Annotated in this window: 16 protein-coding genes; 5 read left to right on the top strand and 11 right to left on the bottom strand. The window is 39.3% G+C overall.

The features are described 5' to 3' along the window. Nucleotides 1–106: 106 nt before the first annotated feature. Nucleotides 107–748: a cAMP-activated global transcriptional regulator CRP gene (gene crp, locus AB1A03_RS05445; protein WP_354623675.1), complete on the bottom strand. Its 642-nt coding sequence runs from the start codon at nucleotides 746–748 to the stop codon at nucleotides 107–109. A gap of 242 nt (nucleotides 749–990) precedes the next feature. Continuing rightward, on the bottom strand, nucleotides 991–1,215 hold the full coding sequence (locus AB1A03_RS05440) for a YheU family protein (RefSeq protein ID WP_354623587.1): 225 nt from the start codon (nucleotides 1,213–1,215) through the stop codon (nucleotides 991–993). 46 nt (nucleotides 1,216–1,261) lie between these two features. On the opposite strand from AB1A03_RS05440, the gene can reads away from it, so the two are divergent. Then, nucleotides 1,262–1,891: a carbonate dehydratase gene (can, locus tag AB1A03_RS05435; protein ID WP_354623585.1), complete on the top strand. Its 630-nt coding sequence runs from the start codon at nucleotides 1,262–1,264 to the stop codon at nucleotides 1,889–1,891. A 30-nt stretch (nucleotides 1,892–1,921) separates the two neighbouring features. After that, nucleotides 1,922–2,155, top strand: coding sequence for a c-type cytochrome (locus tag AB1A03_RS05430; protein WP_354623584.1), 234 nt, complete (start codon nucleotides 1,922–1,924; stop codon nucleotides 2,153–2,155). A 152-nt stretch (nucleotides 2,156–2,307) separates the two neighbouring features. On the opposite strand, the gene AB1A03_RS05425 is transcribed toward AB1A03_RS05430, so the two are convergent. From AB1A03_RS05425 to AB1A03_RS05405, 5 genes are all read right to left on the bottom strand, one after another. Next, nucleotides 2,308–2,913 carry a peroxiredoxin C gene (locus AB1A03_RS05425; protein WP_354623674.1) on the bottom strand — a complete coding sequence of 202 codons (606 nt, stop codon included), beginning with the start codon at nucleotides 2,911–2,913 and terminating at the stop codon, nucleotides 2,308–2,310. 141 nt (nucleotides 2,914–3,054) lie between these two features. Beyond that, on the bottom strand, nucleotides 3,055–3,897 hold the full coding sequence (gene menB / locus AB1A03_RS05420; RefSeq protein WP_354623583.1) for a 1,4-dihydroxy-2-naphthoyl-CoA synthase: 843 nt from the start codon (nucleotides 3,895–3,897) through the stop codon (nucleotides 3,055–3,057). Nucleotides 3,898–3,956: 59 nt separating this feature from the next. Then, on the bottom strand, nucleotides 3,957–4,754 hold the full coding sequence (menH, locus tag AB1A03_RS05415; RefSeq protein ID WP_354623582.1) for a 2-succinyl-6-hydroxy-2,4-cyclohexadiene-1-carboxylate synthase: 798 nt from the start codon (nucleotides 4,752–4,754) through the stop codon (nucleotides 3,957–3,959). Beyond that, nucleotides 4,738–6,480, bottom strand: a complete 1,743-nt coding sequence (menD, locus tag AB1A03_RS05410; RefSeq protein WP_354623581.1) for a 2-succinyl-5-enolpyruvyl-6-hydroxy-3-cyclohexene-1-carboxylic-acid synthase — start codon at nucleotides 6,478–6,480, stop codon at nucleotides 4,738–4,740. The genes menH and menD overlap by 17 nt, the downstream gene beginning before the upstream one ends. A 10-nt stretch (nucleotides 6,481–6,490) precedes the next feature. Next, the gene (locus AB1A03_RS05405; protein ID WP_354623580.1) at nucleotides 6,491–7,768 is read right to left on the bottom strand and encodes an isochorismate synthase; all 1,278 of its coding nucleotides are present in this window, start codon (nucleotides 7,766–7,768) and stop codon (nucleotides 6,491–6,493) included. A 122-nt stretch (nucleotides 7,769–7,890) separates the two neighbouring features. Here AB1A03_RS05405 and menA point away from each other — a divergent pair, with 122 nt between their 5' ends. After that, nucleotides 7,891–8,814 (top strand): 1,4-dihydroxy-2-naphthoate octaprenyltransferase, encoded by a 924-nt coding sequence (menA, locus tag AB1A03_RS05400; RefSeq protein ID WP_354623579.1) that lies wholly within the window; start codon nucleotides 7,891–7,893, stop codon nucleotides 8,812–8,814. 230 nt (nucleotides 8,815–9,044) lie between these two features. Then, nucleotides 9,045–11,144, top strand: a complete 2,100-nt coding sequence (gene fusA, locus AB1A03_RS05395) for an elongation factor G (protein WP_354623578.1) — start codon at nucleotides 9,045–9,047, stop codon at nucleotides 11,142–11,144. Between the two features lie 64 nt (nucleotides 11,145–11,208). Here the strand turns inward: fusA and AB1A03_RS05390 are convergent, their stop codons facing one another. Together AB1A03_RS05390 and AB1A03_RS05385 are read right to left on the bottom strand one after the other, a co-directional pair. Further along, on the bottom strand, nucleotides 11,209–12,051 hold the full coding sequence (locus tag AB1A03_RS05390; RefSeq protein ID WP_354623577.1) for an MBL fold metallo-hydrolase: 843 nt from the start codon (nucleotides 12,049–12,051) through the stop codon (nucleotides 11,209–11,211). Continuing rightward, nucleotides 12,044–12,538, bottom strand: a complete 495-nt coding sequence (locus AB1A03_RS05385; RefSeq protein ID WP_354623576.1) for a PaaI family thioesterase — start codon at nucleotides 12,536–12,538, stop codon at nucleotides 12,044–12,046. The genes AB1A03_RS05390 and AB1A03_RS05385 overlap by 8 nt, the downstream gene beginning before the upstream one ends. A 92-nt stretch (nucleotides 12,539–12,630) precedes the next feature. Between AB1A03_RS05385 and nqrM the strand changes: the two genes are divergently transcribed. Further along, nucleotides 12,631–12,819 carry a (Na+)-NQR maturation NqrM gene (gene nqrM, locus AB1A03_RS05380; protein WP_354623574.1) on the top strand — a complete coding sequence of 63 codons (189 nt, stop codon included), beginning with the start codon at nucleotides 12,631–12,633 and terminating at the stop codon, nucleotides 12,817–12,819. On the opposite strand, the gene AB1A03_RS05375 is transcribed toward nqrM, so the two are convergent. Both AB1A03_RS05375 and AB1A03_RS05370 read right to left on the bottom strand, forming a co-directional pair. Next, nucleotides 12,816–13,283, bottom strand: coding sequence for a NifB/NifX family molybdenum-iron cluster-binding protein (locus tag AB1A03_RS05375; protein ID WP_354623573.1), 468 nt, complete (start codon nucleotides 13,281–13,283; stop codon nucleotides 12,816–12,818). The two genes, nqrM and AB1A03_RS05375, sit on opposite strands and share 4 nt — an antisense overlap. Nucleotides 13,284–13,411: 128 nt before the next feature. After that, entirely contained in the window at nucleotides 13,412–13,702 is a 291-nt protein-coding gene (locus AB1A03_RS05370) for a DUF134 domain-containing protein (protein ID WP_354623572.1), read from the bottom strand. Nucleotides 13,703–13,733: the final 31 nt, after the last annotated feature.

Raw genomic sequence — 13,733 nt, 5'->3', positions numbered from 1 at the left:
GCTGTGAAAGTAAATAATCACTCATAACTTATGCGGATTGTTATTAAAGGATATAAAAAAACCGCTATATTAAGCGGTTTTTGTTGCTTGGTCTGCGCACTTTTAATTAGCGGGTGCCAAATACCACAATGGTTTTACCGTGGGCTGAAATTAAGCCTTGGTCTTCGAGCATTTTTAAGATTCGACCAACCGTTTCACGCGAGCAACCAACAATTTGACCAATTTCTTGGCGTGTGATTTTAATTTGCATGCCATCAGGGTGAGTCATGGCATCGGGTTGTTTAGCAAGGTCAAGTAAAGTATTCGCGATACGTCCAGTTACATCTAAGAAAGCGAGGTTGCCAACTTTTTGGCTCGTGATCTGTAGACGATTAGCCATTTGACGAGATAAACGCATTAAAATTTCTGGGTTTACGGTGATCAGCTGAGTGAATTTTTTGTAGGATATCTCTGCAACTTCACAAGATGTTTTCGCTTTTACAGAAGCACTACGAATCGGGTTTTCTTCTTTATCAAATAAGCCTAATTCGCCAATGAAATCACCTTGGTTTAGATATGATAAAATCATCTCTTTACCGTCTTCATCCTTGATCACAACGGCTACCGAACCCTTTACAATAAAATAAAGAGTGTCTGCTTTTTCTCCAGCATGTATAAGCATACTTTTTGCTGAATATTTATGTGTGTGGCAGTGTGATAAAAACCACTCTAATGTTGGGTCTGCTTGAGGTTTGGTAATGATCATAATATTCCTTTAATTAGGTATTGACTAGCTAATGAGCTATCTCTTGTTATTATTTATGACGTGGCACTAACCAAGAGATTGTATCTCTTTTTAGATGCGTCCGATAACACTTATCGGCTTTTGTCACTGCAGAAATTAGATCTTCATCAACAAACTTATCTTTTTACAAAGGCTTTTCTTGAAAATGAACTAATAGATTTAGTGAAAAAAGCTTGTGAATATAATCCGTTATTTTTTAATATTAATCATTGTTGTTTTTTTAAATCATCCTTATCGATTAAGGTGACACTATTCGACAATTGCGAATAGAGTATTACAATACAACCTTGTTTTAGCTGTTGCAAGATTGAATGCTTCTTTTCGATGAGAGAAATTTCGAACTCACCATAGTCTGTCCCTTCTCGTAAAATAAAAGATTCAATTAAATTATCTAATGCCTCTGAACTTAGTTCTTGATATGGTATAAGCATAAATATCCTGCTAACTTATTATAATTAAATTATATAGAGAAGAATTATGAGCTTATTAAGTGATCTATTAAAGCAAAATGAAGAATGGGCTGCAAAAATAAATGAAGAAGACCCAACGTTTTTTTCACAGTTAGCGAATCAACAATCCCCAGATTATTTATGGATTGGTTGCTCGGATAGTCGAGTTCCCGCGAATCAACTATTAGATTTGATGCCGGGCGATATTTTTGTCCACCGTAATATTGCCAACTTAGTGATACATACTGATTTAAGTTGTATGTCAGTGATTCAATATGCCGTTGATGTATTAAAAGTAAAACATATTATTGTTACGGGCCATTACGATTGTGGTGGGATCAAAGCCGCAATGCAAAAGCAGTCCTATGATTTAATCGATGGCTGGTTACGTAATATTAAAGATATTTATGTTAAACATAGTGATCAGTTATCGGCTGAAATGAGTGATGAACAACGGTTGGATTTATTGACCGAGCTGAATGTTATCGAACAGGCAAAAAATGTCTGTCATACCACCTGTGTGCAAGAAGCTTGGGCAAGGGGGCAGGAATTAGTTGTGCATGGTCTAGTTTATTCCGTGAAAGATGGCCGTTTAAAGGATCTTGAAATGAACTTTGACAATCTGGATAAAATTAACGCGTTGTACCACATTCGTTAATTTTTGTTAAAAATAGAGAAAGGAGCTCGAATGAAAAAACGATTACTTGCATCAATAATGTTGCTTTCACCCATGCTTTGCGTTGCTGCTGACGCTGAGTTGGGGAAAGCGAAATCAGCTATTTGTGCTGCTTGTCATGGTGCTGATGGCATCTCTGCGGTGCCGATTTATCCTAATTTAAAGGGGCAACAAGAGGCTTATCTTGTATCTGCTTTAAAGGCCTATAAATCGGGTCAACGTCAGGGGGGATGTCTGCGATTATGAAACCACAAGCTGATATGCTCTCAGATGAAGATATGGCAAATATAGCGGCTTATTATTCATCATTAAAGTAAAGCTGGGCAATGATTCGCAGCATACAAAAAAGGCCTCATAGCATGAGGCCTTTTTTAGCTAAATAAAACAATAGATAACCATTATAGGTCGTCGTTATGATCCGCTAAGTATTTAGCCACACCTTCTGGAGAAGCTTCCATACCAGCTTTGTCTTTTGCCCATTGTGCCGGGCAAACTTCGCCATGCTCTTCGTGGAATTGTAATGCATCAACCATACGTAACATTTCATCAATATTACGTCCAAGTGGTAGATCATTAACCACCTGATGACGAACAATACCGTTTTTATCGATTAAGAAAGAACCACGTAGTGCAACGCCTGCATCGGCTAATTCAACATCGTATGCTTGGCATATTTCATGTTTAACATCTGCAACGAGTGGGTACTGAACAGCACCAATACCGCCATCATTGATAGCCGTGTTACGCCATGCATTATGTGTAAATTGAGAATCAATTGAGATACCGATAACTTCAACGCCACGTGCTTGAAATTCACCAAAACGTTTATCGAAAGCGATTAGCTCTGAAGGACATACAAATGTAAAATCAAGAGGATAGAAGAATATAACAACTTCTTTACCCTGTGCGAAAGCTTTTAAGTTAAAGCTATCTACAATTTCGCCGTTACCTAATACTGCTGCCGCTGTAAAATCAGGAGCTGATTTGCCTACTAATACCATGATATTTCCCTCTGTTGATTAAGTAATATGTTTATGTTTTATAGCATGCGTGAAAAATCACTAATAATCGAATCGTTTATTTCAATTAAATTGATAGCTTAAGGCTATTGAAATTTGATTAAATTAGCCACTTTCTTTTAATGCTTATGGATTACGTTGGAACTTGGTAAAGTCAGGTTTACGCTTTTCATTAAAGGCATTTCGACCTTCTTGCCCTTCTTCACTCATATAGAATAGCATAGTTGCATTACCTGCAAGTTCTTGTAGTCCAGCTTGCCCATCACAATCTGCATTGAGTGCTGCCTTTAAACAGCGTAATGCCATTGGGCTATTTTGCAAGATTTCGCGGCACCATTTTATCGTCTCTTTTTCTAAATCGGCGAGTGTCACGACGGTATTGACTAAGCCCATATCAAGAGCCTCTTTGGCATCATACATACGACATAAAAACCAAATTTCGCGTGCTTTTTTCTGTCCGACGATACGTGCCATATAGCTAGCGCCCCAGCCACCGTCAAAAGAACCAACTTTGGGGCCAGTTTGCCCAAATTTTGCGTTATCCGCTGCGATAGTTAAATCACACATCATATGTAAAACATGGCCACCACCGACGGCATACCCTGCTACCATGGCAATAACTGGTTTTGGACAAGTGCGGATTTGACGTTGGAAATCAAGTACATTTAGATGATGCCCACCAGTCTCATCGCGATAACCTGAGTCACCGCGCACGCTTTGATCGCCACCGGAGCAAAAGGCAAGGTCGCCCTGTCCTGTTAATATAATCACGCCAATTTTTTCATCGTAGCGAGCATCGCTGAGCGCTTGCATCATTTCATTGACTGTTTGTGGACGAAAAGCATTACGGACCTGTGGGCGATTAATGGTGATTTTAGCAATCCCCTCGGCTTTATGGTAAAGAATATCGGTAAAGTTTAAGCCACTATCTTGCCAGGTTATCGGTGCATAAAAATCTTGTTCAGGCATCATTTTCTCTTATTATCTGTTAGCTGTGGAAAGTAAGGGTGAATATTATTCGTTATTAGTTATTTATGTATATTATCTATTATAAATTGGGCGTATTGTCGCGGTTGCTGTTGATGAATATTATGACCGACACCGTTGAACTCAATAATATTAACACAGTTAAAGGAAGTTAATTGTTTCGCAAGTGCGATGAATTTTTTATCTTCACTACCCACGCAATAGTCGATAGGTAATGGCGATGTAGTTTGACTATTGTTTTGCAGGTAATCCCAGCTATGGTCTTGCTTTGCTAAGCTTGTCGAAAGCAGCATGCCCGCTAAACAGACGCCATAGTTTTGGCTCCGTTTATTTATGATGTCGTCTTTTTGCTGCGGAGATAGGTTATCGAATAGACTCTGTTCATACCACTCATATAAACTTTGCTCTATATGCTGCGTGGCAAAGCGCTTTGCCCAACTTTTATCGTGTTGATAGCGGACTTTTTTTTCAGCTTCAGAGTGTAAGCCTATATGCGAGGATTCCAAAATAAGGCGCTGTAAGTTAGCATCTTTTTGAGTGCGCGCGTAATCTAGTGCAATACGTCCACCAAGGGAGTAGCCGACGAGAGTAAATGTCGTCACTTGTAATTCTTGTAAACATTTTTTGATTAAACGATGGCAATGTGCAAAACCATTTTCGATGGGGGCATTTGTGGCGATAGAGTGGCCATGACCAGGTAAGTCTATGCAAATGCAATAAAATCGCTCCTTAAGCTGAGTAATGGTTTCATTCCAATCATCACTATTACCTAAAAAACCATGTAAGAAAACCAAGGTAGGGTTACTTCGTTGACCATCTACTCTATAAAAAAGTGGCATATTTAAGCTGCTCTTTGAGTTGTTCAAGTTGTTTGCTAGTTTGCTCGTTTTTTACACAAATCTCAATTAAAGATGCTCTATTCTTTACTGCTTTTTGATAACAGAGTTGGAATTCTTGCAAATGTGCTGGTTGATAATAATCGATAGAGAATTGTTTACAGGTGTCTGCAAAGGTTAAACCATGGGGAAGTTGATAAAACCTTTGTTTATGTTGTTCGGGTACGGGTAAAAGATTAAATATAGCACCGCCATCATTATTGATAACAACAATGATAAAAGGCGAGTGTAACTGTTTTAACAGTGCTAATGAATTCAAATCATAGAGAAACGAAGTATCACCCAGTAATAGTGTGGTTGTACACCCATGATTTTTCGCAACACCGACAGCTGTTGCGACTAAACCATCGATACCGCTTGCTCCGCGATTAGTGAATATATCAATTTCATCGTGGCTCATAAACATATCGGCAATACGGATTGGCAGGCTATTACCAATAAAGAGCGAATTATTTTTGCCGATCAGTTTACCGAGTTGATGGGTAATATTTATTTCGCAAAAAACAGAGGAGTTAAGCAATGGTGATATATGGTTTTCTGTTATTTGTAGATCATATTCTATTAAATTAGTCAGCCAGTTGACGTTACTTGCAGTTAACGCGCTCTGCTGATTAATCCATTCGCTGCTTGTGCAGTTAAATCGTTGTTGCAGTTGATGATGAGGATCGATGCACTGGTTACCCTCTTGAATTAGCCAATATTCGCCCGTGAATTGTGTAATAAACTCCCCTAATCGTTTGCTGACTATTTGATCGCCAAATTGAATGATGATATCAGCTTCTGCTAACTTTGTTGTAAAGCTTGGATTGAGCAAGAGTAGGTCATAATAGGTAATCTGTTGATTATGCTTTGCAAGTGACGATTGAATGTCGGCAAACAAGGGGTAATGATTAAGCTTGGCAAACTGAGCAATTTGTAATGCTTGTTCTTTATTGGTCAAACGTCCTGTAATAATCAGTACTTTTTTGCCTGAACGGTGTTCTCTCGTGTCGAGCCTATCGCTAACGTTATCTTGCATATAAGAGGTAAAGGGGATTGAGTTTGTTAACCAACGTTGTAAAGGGGCTAAATAATCTTGATAATTAATCAGCTCTTCGCGCGGATAAAGGGGCTCTGAAAATGCAATATTAAAGTGAATGGGGGCTGGGCTACTCTGTTGTTTGGCGAGGCCTTGATTAATGGTTGTTAATAGGTAACAGGGCGTTATCTCTAATGTCGCCATGGGCAGTTGTTTAAAAAATATCGGGTAATTGGCAAAAATAGCATACTGGTCAATGGCTTGATTTGCGCCGCAATCGAGCAAATGTGGCGGCCTGTCAGCGGAAAGAATGATTAAAGGGTGCTGACTTTGTCTCGCTTCAATCACCGCCGGATAGAGGTTGGCAACGGCAGTACCTGATGTCGTGATAATTACAACTGGTTTGTTAGTGGCTTGACTGATCCCTAATGCGAGGAAGCCGAGTCCTCGCTCATCAAAATGGAGATGTGTGTTGACATCGCTACGGGTCGCAACGGCAAGAGTAAGTGGTGTTGAACGAGAGCCGGGTGCAATACAAAAATCACGAATACCATTACGGACCAACTCCTCAATAAAAAGAGTTGCCCATAGTTGATTAATATTGGCAAAGTGCGTTGGAAATGAATTGTTTTGGTGACAAGGAGTCTGCATCGCGTTCTACTTATTGTTGTGACGATAAAATAGTTAATATAGTATGAATTTTATTATCGAGCTCCTGCCATTCTTGTTGTGCGATAGAGCCCGTGACAATCCCCGCACCTGCAAAGAGTTTAATTTTGTTATCTTTTACTAAGGCACTACGAATTGCGACACTAAAATCACTTTTCTGTGCGCTCAAATAACCGACGGCCCCTGCATACCAACCACGTATATAGGGTTCATTGTCGTTAATGAATTGTAGGGCGGGATGTTTTGGTGAACCGCCAACCGCGGGGGTGGGGTGCAACTTATGGAGTAGACTTGCATCATTGGTGTTAGCTGCGAGGGTTGCCTTAATAGGGACACACAAATGCTGTACATTCTGTAGTTGCATCACCCGAGCATCATCACAGCAGACCGTCGCTTTAAGTTGTTTGAGATTGGCAATTATAAATTCTTGTACCAAATAGTTTTCACGGTCGATTTTTTTATCCGTTAACAGGCTTTGTAATAAAAATTGATCTTCTTTTTCATTACGACCACGGTTGATAGTACCTGCTAACGCTTCCGTATTAAGTTGATTACCATTACGGCAAAAAAGCCGTTCCGGTGAGCAGCCAATAAAGGCATGTTTTTGTGAAAATTGAAAAGAAAAATGAAAACTCGCTTTATTGGCCTTTTGCCATTCAGCTAATAAATCAACATGGTTAATTTTTTTTGCACAGATTATTTCCGTCTGCCGCGATAGCACTACCTTGGGGAGTAATGCTTTGTATTCAATAGCCAGTTCGACTAAATCAGCCCATTGTTGTTGATTGGGCCGCTCCGTACGAGACAATATGGTGCTGTGATTTTTACTTAAGGGGGCGATAGTCTGTAATTGTGTAACTAATGCATCGGTGCTGTGAATGCCATTCTGCCCATTAAAGTGACAGGTTAATGTTACTTTATCTGCGTATTGTTTAAATTCCAATGCCGGGCGAATGAAACGAACCGCTGGAAAATCAGGCCACTGTTCCCCTTGTTGTTGAAAGGCTAAACCGCCAAAATAGCAAGCTTGTGGATCTGTTACGTTGGGCACGCAATAATGCTCTTCGATTTGTCCTAAACAGACAATCGTTTGTTGTTGATTTCTATCTTGCCAATAGATACTCGGGTAAATGGGTGATGGGGCTAATGTTTGACCTTTTAAAAATGCGAGTAAATCGAACAGAGGTAATGAAATCACTAAATTGTCACAGGGTGTCTCTCCATGTTGCTTAGCGAAAAGGTGTAATTGCTGTTTAATAAAACTAATCATGTTTGTTAGGTTGTGTTCCGTGACAAGATGCGTTGATGATAACAGTTTGCTATTGTAGATTCAGGTTTGTTAATGTAGCGCGATTAAATGCTTCTGCATAGTTAGAAATTAGGAAAAAGTTAATGAACAAGCTTGTAATTTGGATAAGCGCACTACGGTTACGTACCTTGCCACTGGCAGCGGCTTCTATTATTTTATCGGCAGGCCTTGCTGCCCAAGCGCACATCTTTGATCCCGTTATTTTTACTTTTACATTGATCACCGCCTTGTTATTACAAATTTTATCGAATCTTGCTAACGATTATGGTGATGCAATTAGCGGTGCGGATAATGACTTTCGTGTTGGCCCTACTCGGGCAATGCAAACGGGGGTTATTAGTAAAAAGAGCATGAAACGGGCAATATTGATTACCGTTGTTGTGACTATTTGCAGCGGTGTGAGTCTCTTATTTATTGCCTTAGGTAACGACTTAACCAGTTGGCTGTTGTTTCTTGCATTAGGGGTATTAGCGTTAGCTGCGGCAATTACCTACACCATGGGGAAGTTACCCTACGGATATCGTGCATTAGGGGATCTATCTGTTTTTATTTTTTTTGGTCTGTTAGGTGTGATTGGTAGTTATTACCTTTACGCACATACCTTTCATTATGGCTTACTGCTACCCGCATGCAGTATCGGTATGCTCTCAGCGGCAGTGCTTAATATTAATAATATGCGCGATGTCTTTAATGATAAGGCGGCCAATAAAATAACTCTGGTTGTATTGTGGGGGAGACGAAAGGCATACATATACCATCTTTTTTTACTTTTTACCTGCCAGTTATTGGCATGCCTATATCTATGTACCTTAATTGATGTCGCTGCATGGCAATATCTTTTTTTATTAACATTGATCCCATTTAGTAAAAGTTGTTTACGGTTATCTGTTGCAATTAATGGAGATTGTCGAGATGGCGATATTTTTAATCAAGAATTAAAAAACACAGCGATTAGCAGTTTTGTCTTTGCACTGCTGTTTGCATTGCTCTTAATCCCAGTTTCTTAAATTTTTAATCGCTGCGTTGTTTAGTCCGTTTGTCATTTATCGGTAAGACAACGGAAAAATAGCCGCAAATTTGCTAAAAAAAGGCCTTTTTTTAAAAATCAATCAAAATAATGGTGAAAAAAGAGACAAATTTTATATTTATTCTTAATTCTGTGTTCTGTTTAACTTTAAAAATTGTATAATGCGCCGGGAATATTGGTTTCGATTTTTTACTAAACAGAGTATAAAAAATGACAGATTTAACAAAATACAGAAATATTGGTATTTTCGCGCACGTTGATGCGGGTAAAACCACTACAACAGAGCGTATCCTAAAACTTACTGGTACTATCCATAAAACTGGTGAAGTTCATGATGGCGAATCTACTACTGACTTCATGGAACAAGAAGCTGAGCGCGGTATTACTATCCAATCGGCAGCGGTAAGTTGTTTCTGGAACAACCACCGTTTAAACGTTATCGATACTCCTGGACACGTTGACTTTACAGTAGAAGTTTACCGTTCACTTAAAGTATTAGATGGTGGTATCGGTGTATTCTGTGGTAGCGGTGGTGTTGAACCTCAATCAGAGACTAACTGGCGTTATGCGAATGACTCAGAAGTAGCACGTATTATCTTCGTAAATAAATTAGACCGTATGGGTGCTGATTTCTTCCGTGTTGTTAAGCAAACTGAAACAGTGCTTGCTGCTAACCCATTAGTAATGGTGTTACCAATCGGTATCGAAGATGAATTCTGTGGTGTTGTTGACCTACTTACGCGTAAAGCACACATCTGGGATGAGACAGGTCTTCCTGAAAACTTTGAAATTAAAGATGTGCCTGCTGATATGGTTGACATGGTTGAAGAATACCGTGAAAAACTAATCGAAACTGCCGTAGAGCAAGACGATGACCTAATGGAAGCGTACCTAGAAGAGGGTGTTGAGCCTTCTCTAGAAGAGATCAAACGTTGTATCCGTAAAGGTACACGTACAATGGAATTCTTCCCAACTTACTGTGGTTCTGCGTTTAAAAACAAAGGTATTCAACTTGTTCTTGATGCTGTTGTTGATTACTTACCAAACCCAATGGAAGTTGATCCACAACCGCTTACCGATGAAGAAGGTGCACCAACAGGTCGTGTTGCAACAGTATCTGCTGACGAAACACTGAAAGCTCTAGCATTCAAAATCATGGATGACCGTTTTGGCGCATTGACTTTCGTACGTATCTACTCAGGTAAACTGAAGAAAGGCGATACCATCATGAACGCAGCAACAGGTAAAACTGAGCGTGTTGGTCGTATGGTTGAAATGCAAGCGGATGATCGTAAAGAATTAACTTCAGCACAAGCGGGCGACATTATCGCTATCGTTGGTATGAAGACAAATGTTCAAACAGGTCACACACTATGTGATCCAAAAGATCCAATCATTCTAGAAGCAATGGTATTCCCTGAGCCAGTTATCTCAATTTCTGTTAAACCTAAAGATAAAGGTTCAACTGAGAAAATGGGTATTGCTATCGGTAAAATGGTTGCTGAAGATCCAACATTCCGTGTTGAAACTGATATTGATTCAGGCGAAACGATTCTTTCTGGTATGGGTGAGCTTCACTTAGATATCAAAGTAGATATCTTAAAACGTACTTACGGTGTTGATTTAATCGTAGGTGAGCCTCAGGTTGCTTACCGTGAAACTATCACACAAGCTGTTGAAGACTCATACACGCACAAGAAACAATCTGGTGGTTCTGGTCAATTCGGTAAAATCGATTACCGTATTAGACCTGGAGAGCCTGGTTCTGGTTTTGTATTCAAATCAACAGTTGTTGGCGGTAACGTACCAAAAGAGTTCTTCCCTGCGATCGAGAAAGGTTTCGAAGGCATGATGGCAACGGGTGTACTAGCTGGTTTCCCTGTATTAGATGTTGAAATTGAACTTTACGATGGTGGTTTCCACGCCGTGGATTCATCTGCAGTTGCGTTTGAATTAGCTGCACGTGGCGCATTCCGTCAGTCTATCCCTAAAGCGGGTGCACAACTTCTAGAGCCAATCATGGCGGTAGACGTATTTACGCCTGATGATCACGTTGGTGACGTTATCGGTGACCTTAACCGTCGTCGTGGTATGATCTCTGGTCAAGAAGCGGGTGCAACAGGTGTGCGTATTAAAGCAGACGTGCCACTTTCAGAAATGTTTGGTTACATTGGGTCACTACGTACGATGACTTCAGGCCGTGGTCAGTTCTCTATGGAGTTCAAACACTACATGCCTTGTCCTAACAGCGTTGCTGAAGGCGTAATTGAAAAAGTTAAAGCAGAGAAAGCGGCTGCAGCTAAGAAATAATTTTTCTTAACTAAGTTGTTATCTGTAAGCCCCTGCTATGAAAATAGCAGGGGCTTTTTTATTTTTATTGAATAGATAATGTTAAACCTGCATAACAACTTTTCACCGTACCATTAAATTGACTTTTTAAATATTGGCTAGACTCTACTCCTGTGCAATGTGCGAGATAAAGTTTAGATATGTTTGTTTCGTGCAAGTAATTAATGGTGTTATCTAGTTTGTTTTTGTCCGCATTGTGTAGGTGTAATCCACCCAATAGCGTTGTCGTTTTTTTCTGATGATTATTCTGTTGTATATGCGTTAAGGTATTAATCACACCTGCATGGCAGCAGCCAGATATGACAATGACTTCTGTTGTAGTCTCAATCCATAGGCTTTGATCATCAAGCAGTTTATCCAGCGTCTGTTTAAATGGATCTAAATAAAATGGCGTCTTTTTTCCATTCTCATTATGGATACGCGGTATTTCACCACTAATAAAAAGTTGCTCAGTTATTTGTGTAATGGATTTATTAAAGACTTTTTGCTCAGCGGGAAATTGCTCGATAGCTGCGAGAGTTTCCTCTGTTAATGAAATGACGCGAACTGCTTTGTTAGGATGTATCGAATAGCGTATTTGTAAACAATCAGGGTGTAAATATAAGGTGGTATTGGGATTGTCATGTAATAATTTTTTAATATTACCACCATGATCAAAATGACCGTGGCTGAGAATAATGCCATCGAGATCCGTTAATACAATATTTAATCTATTAGCGTTTTCAAAAAGAGCTTCTCCTTGCCCAGTATCAAACAGAAAACGCTGCTTGTTACTTTCAATTAAGAGTGCAAAGCCATGTTCGGCTATAAATCCTGACTGCGCGATATTATCCGCTAAGATGGTTAGTCTAATGTCTGCTTTACTCATGTTTAGGCTTCGCAAATAATTTGTCCATAAAACGTGCACTACTTTTGACCATTAATTTGTTTTGAACATAAAGTTGTGCCTCAACATTATAGAGGGGGTGGCGTGATGGTAATACTTTAGCGCTAATTAAAACCTGACTATTGGCAGGTACTTCATGTAAATATCGAATCTTTATCTCTGCGGTGACTGCTTCTATACCTTGATTGAAAATAGCTTGGCACATAGCGGCATCAAGCAATGCGGCTAGAAATCCCCCATGCAATATACCGGTGTAACCTTGGTGGTGAAACTCACCCATTGCATGTGACCATACCTTTTGATCTGCGGTGTAGAAAAACGCTAGCTTAAGACCGAGCGGGTTCTGTAAACCACACAACATACAATGTTTATGGCTTGCGTTTTTATTAATAGGCATTAAATCATCGTTTTTTAAATTCGGATAATGTGATTGGAGCATTTTCAATAATCTATTTTTTGATTTACTCACTTTGCTCTCCTTTTGCATACGTTATAGAATAATATTTAGCATATGCTATTAATTGTAAGAAGTAGTATAAAATGTCAACGTTAGGAGAAATTATGGAATTAATTATTACATTCGTTATTTTTTTATTGGTTATTTTAGCCATGGCCATTGGTGTTATATTTAACCGTCAGCAGTTACAAGGGAGTTGTGGTGGATTAGCTACTTTACAAATAGAGCGAAGTTGTGATTGTGAAACTAGCTGTGAACAACATCGCTTATATCAAATCCAAGAACCTAATTAATGGCAGCAGCTATTTTTGATGGCCGATTTAGGGCCATTTTTATGCTTTCTATGGCAACACTTTCCGTGATGATGCTTAGGCTCTTGTGAATCGCCGCAACAATTGGTTTTTTTAGCTCTGTGTGTGAGGGGCTCTCTTCCCTGTTGTGCATCGATCAGTTCTATTAAGCCGTTTGTATTGAATATATCGCTATCAAAATGGCCACTTTCAGCTTGTAATACTTGTATTCCCGCTTGTAACAGTTTAGCCAAACTGCGTTGGCCAATGTTGCGAACGATGACGCGTTGCGTTTGCTCTGTTGTAAGTAGTTTGTGTAGCGCACTTTTACCGCAGCAATCTGCGCCGAAGGCTGGATTTTTCTTGGTTGTTTGGATCGAACCATTTTTGTCTAAGAAAATAAAATGGTCAGCTTTGGTAAAATGGCTAGCAATACGATCATCTTTCATTGGAATGGCTGTTTTCATTGAATTTATTCCTTGTAATAGGTGGTTGAAAATAGCCAATATTATAAATAAACAGATTTATTTAATTGGCATATGCTATATATAGCACTCAAATATAGCATATGCAATAAATAAATGGTTAAGATCAGTTATTCTTTGTCATCATGGGGATGCATGATTAATGCTTTGCCATTGACTAAACAGTCGACTACTTTAGCTCGTGCTTTTTTCACTAAATTAGCGAGAGTTTGTCGTGATATACCCATCACAATGGCGGCTTCTTGTTGTTGTAATCCCTCTAAATCAACTAAGCGTAATGCCTCAAATTCATCTAGTGCTAGGTGTAGCTGCTGTAATTGACTTATCGGGATGCCGTTTGGTTTAAAACAACTATCGGCTGGGGTTCCACAAATATTGCGTGGGATCTTATGACGACCCATGAAATCTCCTTGATAATTTTAGATAAAATAG

Origin of the sequence: Psychromonas sp. MME2, assembly GCF_040566515.1 — a bacterium.
Taxonomy (GTDB): Bacteria; Pseudomonadota; Gammaproteobacteria; order Enterobacterales; family Psychromonadaceae; genus Psychromonas.
Note: the sequence above shows the minus strand (reverse complement) of the source record. Positions and strands in the feature narration are given on the sequence as shown.